Source organism: Aquimarina addita, from assembly GCF_039539305.1.
GTDB classification, from domain to species: domain Bacteria; phylum Bacteroidota; class Bacteroidia; order Flavobacteriales; family Flavobacteriaceae; genus Aquimarina; species Aquimarina addita.
This window is the reverse complement of record NZ_BAABCW010000011.1, coordinates 26,152-43,235: the sequence shown is the minus strand read 5'-3', so window position 1 is coordinate 43,235 and position 17,084 is coordinate 26,152. Positions and strand designations below refer to the sequence as shown.

The 17,084-nt window shown below is 33.1% G+C and carries 9 protein-coding genes; all 9 read left to right on the top strand.

Annotated features, from left to right (window positions below):
• Window positions 1–16 precede the first annotated feature (16 nt).
• The 9 genes from ABD816_RS13655 to ABD816_RS13615 all read left to right on the top strand — a co-directional run bounded on the left by ABD816_RS13655 (window position 17) and on the right by ABD816_RS13615 (window position 16,859).
• Window positions 17–4,180 (top strand): hypothetical protein, encoded by a 4,164-nt coding sequence (locus ABD816_RS13655; protein ID WP_344928257.1) that lies wholly within the window; start codon window positions 17–19, stop codon window positions 4,178–4,180.
• Complete coding sequence (locus tag ABD816_RS13650) at window positions 4,180–5,892, top strand: contractile injection system tape measure protein (RefSeq protein WP_344928254.1); 1,713 nt, start codon at window positions 4,180–4,182, stop codon at window positions 5,890–5,892. The genes ABD816_RS13655 and ABD816_RS13650 overlap by 1 nt, the downstream gene beginning before the upstream one ends.
• Entirely contained in the window at window positions 5,889–10,205 is a 4,317-nt protein-coding gene (locus tag ABD816_RS13645; protein WP_344928253.1) for a hypothetical protein, read from the top strand. Before ABD816_RS13650 ends, ABD816_RS13645 begins: the two co-directional genes overlap by 4 nt.
• Window positions 10,206–10,267: 62 nt before the next feature.
• Window positions 10,268–11,092, top strand: a complete 825-nt coding sequence (locus ABD816_RS13640) for an N-acetylmuramidase domain-containing protein (protein WP_344928251.1) — start codon at window positions 10,268–10,270, stop codon at window positions 11,090–11,092.
• A gap of 2 nt (window positions 11,093–11,094) precedes the next feature.
• Entirely contained in the window at window positions 11,095–12,417 is a 1,323-nt protein-coding gene (locus ABD816_RS13635; protein WP_344928249.1) for an ATP-binding protein, read from the top strand.
• A gap of 281 nt (window positions 12,418–12,698) precedes the next feature.
• Entirely contained in the window at window positions 12,699–13,520 is an 822-nt protein-coding gene (locus ABD816_RS13630) for an SH3 domain-containing protein (protein ID WP_344928247.1), read from the top strand.
• A gap of 404 nt (window positions 13,521–13,924) precedes the next feature.
• Complete coding sequence (locus tag ABD816_RS13625) at window positions 13,925–14,647, top strand: SMI1/KNR4 family protein (protein WP_344928245.1); 723 nt, start codon at window positions 13,925–13,927, stop codon at window positions 14,645–14,647.
• A 239-nt stretch (window positions 14,648–14,886) separates the two neighbouring features.
• Window positions 14,887–15,609 (top strand): acetolactate decarboxylase, encoded by a 723-nt coding sequence (locus ABD816_RS13620; RefSeq protein ID WP_344928243.1) that lies wholly within the window; start codon window positions 14,887–14,889, stop codon window positions 15,607–15,609.
• A 200-nt stretch (window positions 15,610–15,809) separates the two neighbouring features.
• Complete coding sequence (locus tag ABD816_RS13615; RefSeq protein ID WP_344928241.1) at window positions 15,810–16,859, top strand: hypothetical protein; 1,050 nt, start codon at window positions 15,810–15,812, stop codon at window positions 16,857–16,859.
• Window positions 16,860–17,084 lie beyond the last annotated feature (225 nt).

The following is a 17,084-nucleotide window of genomic DNA, read 5'->3' as shown; positions in this document are numbered from 1 at the left end:
TAAAAAATATACTGTGATGAATGATACTTCTTTTGAAACACCGTACCTAAAGACGTTGCATACGAACAATAATATCTATGATCGTTTTGTACCAGATCAGGTACTCACACATCATAATCTGAATAAAATAATTGATTATTTTGAAGATCAGGACAGATTATCACGAATCAATACTATTGGTGTAGGTATAGGTTGTGGACTGGACTTCTTTGTAGAAACTAACGAAGAAGGAGCCATTACCATAAAAGTAAATGCAGGTGTAGGAATAACCACAGATGGTGATATCGTTACCGTCAATACTTCCGGATCATTGCAAGCAAAATATGAGTTTCAATATTTTACTAATTCATTTGTAAATCGGGCAAACTATGCCAGGTTTAGTGGATTAAACATATTCGAGATTCATACACAAGAGGAGGCGGATCTTCTAACCGGGGAACTGCCGCTCTCCTCTTTATTTAATTTTAATGGACTATATCTACTCGCCTACGTAGAAAATTATAGTGAGAACCCTGGCATTTGTAGCGGTAGTGGATGTGATGATACGGGTGAGCATATTTATAAAAATCTTAAATTCGTTCTCACCGATCAAAATGGTTTTGATGCACTTACTGCAGAAGCGGCAGACAGTATTTTTTATTATAAAAAAATGCGTTCCTTTTACGATAGCCTACCAGAGTTATCGGTTACAAGACCACTTTTAAAAAGTACCAATACAAAAGCTCAGAATTCTATATATACCCTTTATAAAAACGGAATCCTAAGTAATAATACGGTCACTTTATTACGAGATAGTTTTTTGCAGATCATTGACAAATTAGACAATCGGTTGAATGTAAAACGATATGCTATTACAGAAAGTAATGTCATAACACGTTTTGAACCCTTACTTACAATCGACAATTATCCTGTACTGGATATACAATATCGCTATGATTTTCTAAAAGATCTCATAGAAACTTATCATGAAATCCGTTCTTTATTACTACATATCAATGCCGATTGTGTGCCTAATACTACCGCATTTCCAAAACATTTATTACTTGGAGCAATCAACGCAGACAAAAGAGAATTTACGCGACATGACTTCTACCCTTCTCATATCGTAGCTACCGATGATGAAAACTTACTGCAAGTCCTAAGCCTCATTATTCGATTCTATAGTCAATTAGATCAATATTCAATTCCGTCTAATGGTGCGTTGGTAGTTAATGGTAAACCTAGTTCTACAGCATTTAATAATATCACCATAAAAATAACTCCATCCAGAGATTATGAGCATATCCTCAGTAAACGAAGTATTCCTTATTATTATAAAGCTCAAAATACCCTTACCAAAAACTGGAATTATAAAGATATCGTTAACAGAAGAGCTCATGCGCAATTATGTTATCACAAATCAAACTTATTGAATATTGATGCTATTCAGAATCCATTAAATTATAGTCATGCAGGACACGATTTTTATCGTATTGAGGGACATTTAGGTAAAACCTATACCAGCGTTCTTTCTAAATTAGCGCAGTTACAAACCGATTATAACCTTAACTTTCATGTAAAAGCCATTAGCATCGGTGCCGCATTAGAAACAATTGATCTTGATACATACAGTTGTCAGTTTGAAGATCTAAAAACGTTACTCAAAGCATGGCAGGATGAATTTCAATGTTTATTAAAAAACGGATCTGATTTTTTTAATAAGTATAATTATCAGAATCTTGGGCAAAATGCTACCACTACCAATTATCTGGATTACCACACAATAGCATCAGAGCAAGATCGTACAAAAACAGTAGGAACTACCACGAATCCCGATACGCCAATCTCGCCGATGAACAAGATGACAACTACAGAAACATCAGGAGCGTCTAAGCTGATTGCAGTAGCAACAGAATATGCTATACAAGCTACAAACAGCACAGATTCCGAAATTTTATATAAGGTAGCAAAAGAATATATGATTAAAGAAGTAGGAGGCTACGATAATGCAGAAGAAGAACTCATCTACGTGGATTACCCTACAAAAATTGCTGTAGATCTATATACTGTACACGATCAGTTTGTCGACGATCTACAGGTATACACAGAACCTACAGCTCTGGATCGCTTTACGGCATCACTTAATCAATTATGTTTTGATCTTAACAAAGCAAAAGAAGATATAGTAACAGCCAAAAACAACAAAACATTTGGAGAAAACTCCAGAGATACCATGTATGAATTCATGATTTATGAACTCTCTAAGCTATGCTGTTTTAAATCTAAAATACAATGGTTATTAACCGAAATAGAAACCCGAAAAAAGAATATTTTTGATCAGCTTACGCTATCCAATCTTATTAAAAACAATCCGGGTATCGAGCACATGGCAGGTGTTCCTAAAGGTGGAACTTTTATTATTGTCTATGGCGGACGTGATACTACTACTGGTTTGTTCTCTAATAAAGTGATTGCAGATTTTGCATACCATGACTTGTGTTGTAATGATTGCCCGCCTCATACGATTATTATCCAACAAGAAACTCCGGTCTTGCCCGGTGTACTTCTGCAACCTACCGTGTATTGTATCACAGACGGACAGATTATAGAAAAAGGAACCTTTACACCTACTCCCGATGATGCAGTGATCACCTCAGATCAAGGAACTAATTTTATGAATAAAGAAAATAAGTTTGATCCTAATGTTGTCTCTGACGCACTTTTAGGAATCCCTATCACATTTAAGGTAAACGAAACCCCTGTAACCACTACGGCTACAGTATATAGAATTCCGGATGCAATTATTTTTAACAGTAGTACTAATCCAGAAATCACCATTACCATTAATGATGATAGTAGTAGCGATAATCCATCAGCTTCTGTTACACTAACTCCAACCACACCCTATCAAGACAAAGGATATTTAACATATACATGGACAGATGAAAACGGAACAAAAATTGGAATATCCCGTGTGTTGGAAATAGATGTACCCATAGTAGAAGGTCAAATTTCTAAAGAGCTACAATTAGAAATAGGGATTAATAACCCCGATGCTACTTGTTCCACTATAGTACCCATTAGAATCCGTGAAAAAATCACTACAATCCCTGATGAAGTGGGGCTGGAATTAACACCCGATGTTTTCTGTTTTGAAGATGATCAAAATGTAGCATTAGTTCCATTCTTACTAACACCAGAAAATGGAATAGTAACATCAGACCAAGGCACATCATTTATCGAAAATGACAATACCTTTGACCCCAATGAAGTTCAGGATTCCCTACTGGATGCTTTACTGACTTTTAAAGTGAATAACCAAGCCGTTACACAAACCGCTCAGGTGTATAAAATCCCTAATGCTCAGCATTTTAATACTTCAGAAAACAGTACCATTAAAATTATAAAGATTGATATTGACAATAAAGTCGCACAAGTATCACTAACTCCTATTACTCCTTATGACGCTCTTGGATATTTAACCTATCAATGGCTGGATGAGAATGGTACATTGATAAGTAATTCTGATACACTCATCTCAGAATTCTCTATAATAGAAGGACGAATAGAGGTAAGAATTAAGTTGCAACTAGGTGTTAACAATCCATCTGCAGCTTGTAGTAACTCTTATTTAATTGAATTAGATATTCCTGTGACTGTCGATAATGAGGATCTATGCTTTGAGGAATTTGGCGATAGATTAAATAGGTATCCCATAAATGATGTATTAAAAAGAGCACAAGAAAAAACAGCAAACACAGAATTTGGAACTGATTTTGCCGAAAATATTATCAGGCCTACCTTTAACTTATATACCAGTGCTTCACAATTAAAAGAAGATGATTTTAATGATAAAGATACATTAAAAACAGTATTGGATATGATCAATGCATTACTGCAGGATCTTTCTGAAAATTATATTCAAAATAATGATAGAAAAGAATTTCTAACCGAGTTCTTACTCATCCACGAAGCATTAGCAATTTTATTTTTAGAATTAATAAGATGTTGTTCTGATGAAGATGTAGCTAAACTAGCAGCGCAAATTAATGCATTCGAAAATGTGATTGCAAAAGACAAAAGAACCTTTGAAGAAAATAACAGAGACTATGAATTCATCAGTCAGGAATTCTATGATGCATATACTTCTAAATCAGAAAATTTAAGAGCACTGTTTAGAGATCTATTTAATTTCAATTAATGCATACGATCCATAACATAACATTTGATTGCAATCTCAATAATATTGAGGCAGAAGAGTCTATGGAGATTACGTGTAATCGCATGATACAAAATCACATATTGCCAAAAATCGAACGACAATTAGATAGCTGGAATGCCAATCACCCCGGAATGAAATGTATCATTCCGGAGATAAACATTACTATTTTATGCACAGAGTTTTCAGTTGAAACCATAGAATATATGCTCCTCAGGCAATTCAACACTATTTTAGAAGAAAAAACAAAAATTGCACAACAAAACACAACGCATGCTAATCCTTCAGCTACACGTATAGTTCCGACAAGTCTGGTTACTGATTTTATTTTAAATTATTTAAAAAACGGATACAATACCAATATATCTGAAATCAAATCAATCGCACAATGGAGTAAAGATATACATCAATTAAGTAAACAATTTGTAGATACCGTACTGCATCTTATCGCTACTGATATTAGAGTTGCTAAACGGTTTATATTACTATTCGACACCAGTGAAACAGCGTTTCAGAAACTCTTTGAAAACGAAAAATTTTACCAAAACACCAATTTCATTACTCAATTTCTTAGTGCATTATGGGCAGTAATATCTCCCGAAAAAGATAGGACTATACAGATAGCAATATGGAAGACTTTGCTATGTACAAGCAACAGCGCAGAACGTTTTTCTAAAACAGTACATACCATCCTGGCATCTGTAGGTAGTTTTGATCCAAACGATGCCAAAACCACTTTTTTGCTAACAGCATTAGTAATGCAGGTACAATGTCAATTAAAAACAAAAGAATCCATTAAAATAGATTCAGAAATAAAAGACTCATTGACAACTATAACAACCACACCAGCATCTAAGTTGCCTAAAGAAGAAATCAACAACAAAAATCAAACATCACTAAAACGTACGCAAAATGTTACCAGTTCTGAGATACCTACAGAAAAAGAAAAAACAAAACATAGGCAAAATAGTAAACAAAATGATGTTGTAAAAGATAAAAAAAACAGTGCTATCCAGAGTACCTCATATTCTTCGAATGATAAAATTATAACACCCGATGTTACTAAAAATTCTTCTACACCAACAGAAGATCAACATCCAACTAAAAGCGATGTGGATGCTTTAACAAAAAACAAAAGAGAAAATCATAATAATCCCCAAAAGGAAGCAAGAGATTCTGAACGATTGCCGTTAGAAAACACAACTATTATTGGAGAAAATATAGGCTTGTTTATGTTACATCCTTTTCTAAGTGAATTTTTTAAAGAGGCTGGGATTCTGGTCGACAAAGAAATTATAAATCCCGACAAAGGAATCCAATTACTCTATTATCTGGCAACTGGCAATGATACCTGTAAGGATCTCCACGTCTTAACAGAAAAAATAATCCTTGGTATCCCATTAGAACAGCCCGTTTTTGGAGAAAATCCTTTATCCGAAGAAGAAAAAAATATCTGCAACCAATTGCTTAAAGCCGTATTAAAACACTGGACAGTTTTAGAAAAAAGTGGTATTGACGCACTCAGGTCTATGTTTCTGATACGTCAAGGTACGATTGAATATAGAGGCAAAAACATTCATATTGAAGCAAATCATCTGGCACAGGATATATTACTAAAAAAACTACCCTGGGGATTAGGAATGATCATATTGCCTTGGATTAAAGGAATATTTCACATCAAATGGAAATCATGAGAGTAGCAAAAATACAAAACACTACCACCACATCAGCACCTGATTCTTCGGGAGCATCATTTATTCCTACAAAACAAAAACCAAAAAAAAGAAAAAAAGAAAAGAAGAAAGCAACAGCTCCTTTTATAACCAAACCAGTAGTAACAAAAAAAAATCCAACAGAAAAAAAAACAACTCCTGTTCCTAAACCTGTTTCTGAACCCATAATTGAGCAAGTAGCAATCGCACCAGTAGCAACTATAAAAAAAGAACAAAAAGAGCAGTCTGGTACTATCGAAAAAAAGAAAAAAGAAAAACCATCTCAAAAGGAAAAAAGAAAGGCTAAAAAAGAAGCGAATGCTACTAACCAAAACAAAAAATCAGAAAAAACATCGAAAAAAACATCAGAGAGTTCTTCCTCCGGATCAGGAATTGTTTTACAGAAAAAGGCCAAATCTTCAGGAAGTACAGGGAACGCAAAAGCTACAACTATAAAAAGCAAAAAGAAAGAAAAAAAAGATCCAAAAGAAAAGACCCCAAGAAAAATAACACCTACCAATACAAATCCTGCAAAGGATAAAAAATTTCAGGCAACGATAGCACATATAGAAAAAAGCGCTGTTGAACAACAAACCCATAAACCGGCAAATGAAAAAGTAGCAGAAGTAGAAAAAGCAGCAAAATTACCAGAAAGTGATCAATCTAAAAAAAATGATCAGCTCCAGCATATCGGTGCTATGGATGCTGTAGCAGAAAAAAGTAAAGAAACCCCTTTTACTGCAGCAACCTTTAAAACTCTTTTAAAAGAAAATCTCAAAACCTTAGAAGCTGATCTACCCACAAATGAAGCAGGTGCAGAAAAATTCAAAAAAGAGAAACCGATAGATAAAGTAAAAAAAGATATTTCTGGTCAGGTAAAGGATGAAAATGCAAAACTATCCGGACCGATGGCGGAGCAAATAAAACAAAAAGAACCACCTGCCAGCGGATTACCAACAGAAAAAGAAGAGAAACTACCATTTGATCCTATTGGTAAAGCACCTAAACCTATTGATGCCAAAGGTTCTGTCCCCAAGAAGAAACACAGTTCAGAAATCTCTATGGAGGACGAAAGTGCTTCACTGGATGAGTATATGGCAGAAAACGAGCTGACAGAAGATCAACTCGCCAAGAGTAATGAACCCAAATTTACCGGCGCATTACAATCTACTAATGATGCTAAGCAAAAAGCGGCAGAAGCCCCTAAGAAATATCGTGGTAAAGAGAGTGTTATACTAAATGGCGCACAAGGCACAGCAGCTGCGCAAGGTAGCAAAGGACTCAATGGTATGTTTGCTGATCGTGCAGGTTCTTTTGTCAATGTGGGAGCTAATCAACTCTCTAAAGAGCAAACTGATGGACAGCAACAAAAAATCATCTTCAAGAAATTGGAGGGTATATATAATGATACCAAAACAGCTGTAGAAAAAAAACTATCATTACTATCCAAAGGAGTAGATCTTTATTTTAGTACAGAAGCAGAAAGTGCTAAAAATACCTTCGAAAAAAATGTGGAGAAAAAACTTAGTGATATCTATGGATGGTTTACCATTGATGATGCTATTTTTGGCGCGGATGAAGTAGCTATTGAAAAAGTATTTGTAGAAGAAAAAGAACGATTTATAAGTAAAATGGATAGTGTGCTGGATAAAATTGCCACACTTATCGCTGAGGAATTGAATGCTTCTATTGCTTTAATTAATGAAGGCAGAAAGGAGAGCGAAGATTATTTTAATGACCTTGATGAGGATCAGAAAAAACTTGCAGGAGATGCCATGGAGCAATTCAGTGGGCAATACGATTCACTAGAAGAAACCGTACGCGAAAAAGAACAGGAACTGGCACAGGAATTAGCAACATCTTATAAAAAAAACGTAGATTCACTCAGAGCATCTTTTGATAGTATTAAAGAAAGTGTCAGCGCCACCTGGATAGAGGCTGCTTTTACAGCACTAAAAGCGGTTGTGGATGCCATCATCGCGATCAAAGACTTGTTTGTCAACTTACTAGTTGCCGTGATTGAGGCTGTGGGTGCTATCATACAAGATCCTATTGGATTTTTGAGTAATCTAATCACCGGAATCAAAGAAGGTTTTCTGAATTTTGGTGCCAATATTAAGAAACATTTGATTACGGGATTGATAGAATGGCTTACCGGATCTCTGGGAGGTGTTGGGATTACATTACCAAAAAACTTATTCAGTCTGGGCGGTATTTTTGATCTTTCTATGCAGATTATGGGACTCACCTGGGACTATTTTAGGGCAAAAGCCGTAAAACTTATAGGAGAACCGGTAGTAAAAGCTATGGAAACCGGTTTTGAGATGTTCCAGATCATTCGCGAAAAAGGAATTGCCGGAATCTGGGAGTATATTAAAGAATCATTTACGGATCTTAAAGAAACAGTCATGGATGGCATCCGGGATATGATCATTTCTAAGGTTGTAGAGGCAGGTATCAAATGGATTATAGGATTAATGAACCCCGCAGGAGCTTTTGTCAAAGCAGCCATGATGATTATTGATATTGTAAAATTCTTTGTAGAGCGCGCCGCTCAGATTTTTGAACTCGTTACCGCATTTACCAATAGCATCCGCGAATTAGCAACAGGTAATGTTGCCGGCGTAGCAAAAGGTATAGAAAAGGCACTTGCTAAAGCCTTGCCTGTTATGATAGGTTTTCTGGCATCACTTCTGGGGATTACCGGACTGACTCAAAAAGTACAAAAGATCATTAAAAAGATCAGAAAAAGAGTTGATAAGGCAATGGATAAGATGATCGCTAAAGCTAAAAAATGGGGTAAAAAATTATTCTCGCGTAAACAAGGAAAGAAAAATAAAAAACAAAAAAATAAGGATATCGCTTCTGGTAAATTAAAAGATACTGAAGTAGGAAAAGTAGTTCCCTTTAAGGCAGGAAAAGAAGGACATAAACTATGGATAGACACCTCGGGTAAAGGTGCTAATGTAATGATGGCAAGCACACCAGAAACCTTGGAGAACAAATTTAAACGATGGGATAAGAAAGCAGATAAACTAGAGGATGAAGCAGACAAAACTAAAACACAACAATTAATTGCACAAGCAAAATCCCTGAATAGTGATGTAAATCTGGAAGCAGGCAAAGTAGAAGAATTAATAAGAACAGCTCAGAAAAAACCACAAGATGAGCAAAACACGAAAAAAGCAAAGCAAGGAGATGATTCCATCGAGAAAAAAGAAGAAAATCTAAAAAATATACTCGTACAACTACTGGACAAATTAGATAATATATTCGAGATACCGCGAAAAATAAGAAAATATGTAGGACAACGTATTATAACAAGAAGAGGAGAACCCAGATATTTAGCAGGGTTTAAATCGGTTGTCGAAGGCACAAATTACAAAATTGCTATTAAAAAAAGTGGAACTGATAATCCAACTTTTTATATCAGTCGCCATGATGCTACTTTGTCCCCACCCATATTTATCAATAATGATATATTAGAAATAGGAAAAGAAAGAGAATATACAAAAGAGCACGACAAATATAAACCCGATAAAATAATTATAGGACAGGATGGAACGGGCGTATACAAAGCAAGATATGTAACAAAAACAATTAATAACAATCCCGGACCTGTCATTAAAGTAGATATTTCATTTGTAGAAGAAGTATTAAATGAAACTAAAAACAAAAAACAACACCGAACAGTCTCTGCTACCGGTCTGAAATTTAAACCAGGAGAACATGGCAGAGGAAAAACTGATTCTGGTAATAGTTTTTTTCATAATTCGCATCTTATTGGGGATCGATTTGGAGGTTCTGGATTCAATGAGGGATTGAATGTTCTTTTAGCTACCAAAGAATATAATACAGGTAGTGCGTACATGAAAGGAAAAGAAAACGAACTGGCTAAAATATTACAACAAAAAGATGCCAGTTTTAAGTATGATATGAAAACTTCTGCAGAAATAAGTGAAGAAGTTGAAAACCCTAGTGAGCTTGAAAAAATATTAAAAAAAGAATTTACAGAAGACCTTTCTGAAAACAAGATAGACGACCTCAATAATCATCTTAAAGATGACGCAAAAAAGAAAATTGTAAAATCGCTAAGATCTGCGATTAGTAAAGACATGAAAGGAATCCCTGGTCAATTTCTTAACACTTCCTATCTTGTAGTTGAAAATACAGCGACTAAGGGGAAATTATTTGAAGATGGTATTCAGGAAGACATATTTTATCAGGCAAGTTTAGATGAATTAGCTAAAGAAAGAACCAGTGAAGGCACCACAACAATTTCTGCTAATAAATAGAGATGCTGGTTCTACATTTCTTTTTGTAACTTACTTACATATAACAACAATTGAAACCAACTATGAAAACATTACGATACAGATCCAGAGGAAAAGAAGTTAATTTTCTCGAACAGATATTAGTCAAATTAGGATACCAAGTATTTGTCTCTAACTATTTTGGTCTGGATACAGATAAGTCGGTTCGGGATTTTCAGCAAAAAAACAAACTTGTTGTAGACGGTATCGTTGGACTAAAAACCTGGACAAAATTGATTGCGGCAGAACAAGCCACGCTGGAATCTCTGGATAAATTACTATCTGAGCAGGATTTAATCGATTTTGCAAACAAATATACTATCGAACTAGCTGCTATAAAAGCGGTAAATGAAGTAGAAAGTAACGGAAAAGGGTTTCTAATTGATGGCAGACCCGTGATCTTGTTCGAAGGTCATATATTCTGGAAGCAATTACAAAAAGTGGGGCTCAATCCTACAGATTATCAAAATGAAGTTACCGCAGATGTTTTATACCAATTCTGGGTAAAATCGCATTATAAAGGAGGCGCAGGTGAGTATGACCGATTAGAAAAAGCTGCTGGAATAAGTGATCTCCCCGCAGTACGTAATGCTGCTTATGCCTCTGCATCCTGGGGATCATTTCAGATTATGGGCTTTCATTATAAAAGCTTAGGATATGATTCTATAGATTCTTTTGTTTCTGATATGTATGAAGATGAAGGAAAACATCTGGATGCCTTTGGTAAATTTCTCGAAGTAAATAATCTTATCAGACACCTGAAAAATAAAGATTGGGAAGCTTTTGCTAAAGGATATAATGGTCCGGGTTATAAGAAAAATAAATATGATACCAAACTGAGAGATGCGTATAACAAGTATAAAAATTAGTAATGAAGCGTACTTCAGAACCCTTGCCTCCTTTTGAGTTTTTAGCAGCAGTCATCCACTATCGATTGCAGACTGAATTAACAGAAGACACTCCAAAATTCCCAACGTATGAACCCGAGAAATTTGATGATTCTTCTATTTCCAGATTTATAAAAAAAACCAATTTACCACAAACAGAAACTATTGTTCTATTACTAGCACTGGTACCACATCTATTGCCAGGATTTTTAAGTTCTATACTAGCTACTTATTTTCCTGATGGTGGAGAGCTTCCTGAATTTGGAGGTATTAAAGGCACACACTACCGAGGTATATTTCCTACGGGAGAAACAGTTTTATATATTTTGGCAGGCACTCATATCCAACAAAGAATTGAGGTGTCTTCCATTTTTGAAGCCCAACACGTCTTTAAAAAGAATAATATTGTTTCTTTAGATAAACCTATTCACGGCGAACCAGCAATGAGCGGTCGTTTAGTACTAGATGAAGAATACCTTTTTTGGATTACAAAAGAAAAAGTTGTGCATCCGGAACTTAGCGAAAAATTTCCAGCGCAACGTATTACTACGCAACTGGAATGGGATGATCTTATTCTTGATATGGAAACAATGGATCATATTCGCGAAATTGAAACCTGGCTACACTATGAAAAAGAACTAAAAACAGATTGGGATATGGGCAAGCGGATCAAGCCAGGATATCGAGTGATGTTTTATGGCGCTCCGGGAACTGGAAAAACATTAACCGCTACCTTACTTGGCAAACATACGGGTAAAGACGTATATCGCATTGACCTATCTATGGTCGTCTCTAAATTTATAGGAGAAACGGAGAAAAACCTCGCTAATCTTTTTAACAAAGCTGAAAACAAGAATTGGATTCTGTTTTTTGATGAAGCAGATGCTATTTTTGGAAAACGTACAGAAACCCGTGATGCACATGATAAATATGCTAATCAAGAAGTTTCTTACCTCTTACAACGGATTGAAAACTATAGTGGTTTAGTTATTTTAGCTTCAAATTTTAAGAAAAATATTGATACTGCTTTTACCAGAAGATTTCAATCGATTATAGAATTCAAAAATCCTGATACAAAAGAACGTCTCGCGCTATGGAAACATAATATCCCAGAAAAAGCATCACTTGCTGAAGATATTGATCTAAATAATATAGCTACCAATTATGATATTACAGGATCAAATATTGTTAACGCCATACAGTATGCCAGTATCCAAACTATAGCAAAGAAAACAACCATCATCAGTCGCGAAGATTTATTAAAAGGTATTAAAAAAGAGTTTATAAAAGAAGGCAGGATGATGTGAGGTCTAGTTTATTATTATAAAAAAGCTTTAATAGAGTTGGGCATAAAATAAATATGTTGTAAACCACAAAAAGAACATTATTTTTGATGTAGGAATATTCTTTTTTATATAGTTTAATGTATGCTTCTTTACAATTAGAACAAATAGTATAATAATATGCGGTTACAAATAACTACAATAGGGTATATAATTCCTGTTACAAACAATGCAAAAAATCAGTTAATCAGAATATTGCATTTACGAATTGATTTCAGTACCAAGTTATTAAAATTTTCAAGAAAATGAACCTACCACGCAAATTGTTTTTAACTTTTAGTTGTATTGTATTTTTTATTAAATGTGATAAAAAAGAGACTAAAATTGAAAATAAATTATTATCAAATGATGAAGCTTCTATAATTCGTGAAGCTGAAATAAAAATAAAAAAGACATTAGATGTAGACTTGTTATCTTCAAAAGGTATATCCATTATGAGTAATCATATAGTTACATTTGATTTCGATTATGATAATTCTTTGGATGCATTAGTATTTTGTGGTTTTAAAAATACTCAAGACCATTCATTCCATAAATCAAAAGTTATATTTTTAAGAAACAATGGGAAAGAATTGATACCTACAGATTCTTTAATCTATTCGGACAAGTATATAATTCCTTCTCAAAGTAAAACCTTCTATTCTGCAAGAGGTGATGGTGTTATAATTGAAAAATATATACCTGATGCTTATGGAAGGATAGGAGAAGCTTTTAATAGTCGAGGTATAGTTATTTATCTTGAAAACACATTATACCTTGATTATATATCTACCAACGATATTGATTTCAGTTATTCTGAAACTGATTACATACAATATGTATCAGCAAGAAAAGGACTTTTATGTAGAGATCAACCTGGGAAAAAAGGTAAAGTAATACATAAATTAAACTATGGAGAAGAAGTTAACGTTATAAAAAGAACAAATCAAGAGTTAACAATTTATGATGAAGATAAAAATGAAAGTATTACTGGTGATTGGGTTGCCATTAAATTAAACACCTTAAATACATATGCGAAAGAAGGATATGTATTTAATGGTTATTTAGTAGATGATAATCCAAATTAAAATCACTTTTTTTATATTTTTTTACACTTTTAAATAAATGAATATTGATTTTTGAGTATTTTTTAAATCTTTACCAAACATAAAAAAGAAAAATATACTAACACAATCAGAAATAAACTTATTGAACAAAATAAAAAACACTGTTGGTAACAATCGTAATCATTGCACAACTAACCTTTTCCACAAGGCGATATATTTTTTAGTTGTTTTAATGAAAATTGACAATGAATATCAAAGTTTGGAGCTAAATCCAAAGGTCATTTCTTTTTTGCAACAACGCTAAATTTTTATAGATTAAACAAGAAATAAAAATGCGTAGACAGATCGAATAGTTCTGGTATATTTACCTTGCGTAGATTCTTATATTTGGCATTAGACACAAACTAAAAACAATATGAACTAAAATGACACCAAGAGAACAACTAGAATCTATTCTCACAAATCAATACGAATCTGAAGATGGAGATTTGTACAAAATTGAATTATTAGACGGAATGATGGATATTGAAATTGAAAATCTCAGAAATCAACTTCCAACTAATAATTTGCCAAAGGAAATTGAAGATCTATTAAGATTCTGTAAGGGATTTGAATTCTGCAGCCTTGAAGAAATCCGTTTTGACACTTTTGGAAATTTTGGATTTGAAGAAATGTTTCCATACTCAATTCAATTGGCTGGAGACGGATTCGGTAATTTTTGGATTTTAGATATCGATTCACAGGGAAATTGGAACTCTGTTTATTATGTATGTCACGATCCAGCAGTAATTGTAAAGCATTCTGAAAATTTATCTGAATTCATAAAACACGTTGATGAATTCGGATTAAATAAAGATCAATCTAATTTACACATCATTCACGAAAAAATAGTAATGGAGATTTGGGATGAAAAAGTCGGAATAATGGAAAAAAATGAAAAGGATTATGACTTTAAAAAGAGACATATTAAATTACCCGAGATGTTTTTAATTGCAGATTTGACTAATGAACCAATAAAAACTGGTTTTGCTTGGGGAAAATCGGGCCCAAATACAAAAATCATAAGACCTTCAGACAAACCTATTTGGATAGTTGAGAAAAGAGTAAAGCAAGGTTTTCTATCGAGGCTACTTGGTAGAAAAAAATAAAAATAAAAGCCAATGCCTAGCACAGTTTTTAAAATACAGTTAATATAATAGTGAATTATAAACCATAAAGTTAATGCTTATCTCCAAAGACTACCAATTTTTTTAAATTTGGTTAAAAAAATAAAAAATATTTGATCATAAAAAAATTGATTATGTACTAAACCCATAATATAGAATCTTATAACAAGCTAGGTTTCGTGCACAATAACATTACCGATAATTTGAGAAAACCAAAATCAATGATAAAAAAAATAATCCTTGGAATTATAACAGTCGTAATATTTAGTTGTAATTCTGACAAAAAGAAAACCAACTCCAATAAAACATATTCGGACATTACTATTGTAGGTGCAATGAAAAATGTTATGTGGGAAGGAGAATTAGATGGAAATATTAATCTCGACACCATTTCTAATAAAAAAGGGCTTTATGGGCTTGGACCTGAAAGTTATCTGACAGGAGAATTACTTATAGATAATGGACAAAGTTATGTTTCAAAAGTCACATCTGATTCAACTATGATAGTTAAAAAAACATTTGATGTATCGGCGCCTTTCTTGGTGTATACCAACGTAACCGAATGGAATGAAATAGAATTAGCTTCAAACATCAAGTCTATTAAAGACATTGAAAAATTAGTTAATGAAAAGACGACTGACTTTAAAAGACCTTTTGCTTTCAAGCTTACAGGAAGAATATCAAAAGCAATTATTCATATTCAAAATTTACCAAAAGGAACAAAAGTTTCATCTCCCAAAGAAGCTCATCAAGGACAAACCAATTACAAATTAAAAAATGAAGAAGCAACTATCATTGGGTTCTTCTCAACGGAACACAAGGGGGTTTTCATACATCACGACTCAAATGTTCATTTACACTTAATTACAAAAGATAAAAGCAAAATGGGACACTTGGATGAGTTGGAAATTGAGAATATGAAATTGTATTTGCCGAAAAAATAGGAACTGCTAAGAAAAATAGCGCAAGTCTTTGATAAAAATAAAGCTTGGGTATTTTTGGAAAGTCGCCAAGTATAAAAATTTGGCATTTTCAATAAAAAAGATAAAAACAAAATATTTATATTTAGCTAAATAATAAACGGAAATAAAAGTGCTTATCTCCTGCTCTATGTTTCTTATATCGAATGTTACCTATAAGATAAATGAAAAAAATAGTAACCAGTATCTTACTTATCACTTCAATTTTAACTTTTGCTCAAAAAATTGAATTAGGAACTATTTTTACAATTGAATTTGATAGCCTAAATAAGAATATGAATTTCAAAATTCAAAAAACCAATAGTTTTGATGAAATAATAGATATCTCGAATATGGACTCAATTATCAAGTCAAGTCCAAAAGAAAATGAAATAATTGGAGTATTTGCAAACGGTAAGTTTGGAAAAAACACAAATTCAATGCTTGTTTTAATAAGTGGATTGACTGAGAATCTTGACTATGATATAAGAATCAAAACACCACATAAAAGAAGATTCCAAAAAACATCCACTTCTACCCTCTTTAAAGGTGTAAAATCAATTGAATATTGGTCTTATCAAATAGAAGAAATCGACTTTAAGAGCTTTAAATCCATTCCAAAAGAAAATTTTCAAACATTACTAATTGAGACAAAAATAGATTCCACTTGTATTAAAAATGCTGACAAGAATATTGAATTTGGAAAACAAGAGTTTAAAATTTATCTTGAATTAGCTATTTCAGAATTTGATAGGAATAAAAATTTTGAACTTGGTAAAATGACAAAATATGAGAATTCTATTAATTCAGAAGATGTCTCACTTGGACATTTTTGGTCACTTGGAGAAGGAATTTATCCAAATACAAAAGGATTTAAATTTGGTGATCCGATAAGTTATAGAAGAATTGAATGTCCATATTTTGAAGGAAAATTAAATTACTTCTATACCAAAGAAAATCACAACATTAAAGTAATTTCATTTAATTGGGAGACGTTTAATGAGTCAAACTTTGGCATTAATCCAGAAATAAAAAATGATGTCAAAAATAAATTCGACGAAAAATTTGAATACCTTTCAGAAACAATAAATAGTCTTTTAGGAAATCCGATTGGAAATATTACGGAGGAAAGCGGTCAAAGAAAAATTAGGTGGAAAAATGAAAAAGGAATTAATGCGTACTTATTTGATTTTGGCAATCACAATGAAATAAGACTATATGTTTACAAAGAATAAACTGGCTACAACAGCGTTGACAACAACATTAAAAACTACCCTTGATCACAAAAAAAATATTCATCTCTCTTTTTACAGCAATCGTTACTCTAATTGTAACTTTCTATGGTTGAAAATTAGCAAATGACTATCACTTGATGTATTTCAATCCATTATGGAAAAGTCTTTCGATTTTAACTTTAGTAACTCTGATTTTACTTATTATTATATATGCTATAGCAAAAA

Bases quoted from the DNA above. Each gene is read 5' to 3' on its own strand.
- ABD816_RS13620 (WP_344928243.1), top strand. From the start codon at position 14,887: ATGATAAAAAAAATAATCCTTGGAATTATAACAGTCGTAATATTTAGT.
- ABD816_RS13650 (WP_344928254.1), top strand. From the start codon at position 4,180: ATGCATACGATCCATAACATAACATTTGATTGCAATCTCAATAATATT.
- ABD816_RS13635 (WP_344928249.1), top strand. From the start codon at position 11,095: ATGAAGCGTACTTCAGAACCCTTGCCTCCTTTTGAGTTTTTAGCAGCA.
- ABD816_RS13625 (WP_344928245.1), top strand. From the start codon at position 13,925: ATGACACCAAGAGAACAACTAGAATCTATTCTCACAAATCAATACGAA.
- ABD816_RS13640 (WP_344928251.1), top strand. From the start codon at position 10,268: ATGAAAACATTACGATACAGATCCAGAGGAAAAGAAGTTAATTTTCTC.
- ABD816_RS13655 (WP_344928257.1), top strand. From the start codon at position 17: ATGAATGATACTTCTTTTGAAACACCGTACCTAAAGACGTTGCATACG.
- ABD816_RS13645 (WP_344928253.1), top strand. From the start codon at position 5,889: ATGAGAGTAGCAAAAATACAAAACACTACCACCACATCAGCACCTGAT.
- ABD816_RS13615 (WP_344928241.1), top strand. From the start codon at position 15,810: ATGAAAAAAATAGTAACCAGTATCTTACTTATCACTTCAATTTTAACT.
- ABD816_RS13630 (WP_344928247.1), top strand. From the start codon at position 12,699: ATGAACCTACCACGCAAATTGTTTTTAACTTTTAGTTGTATTGTATTT.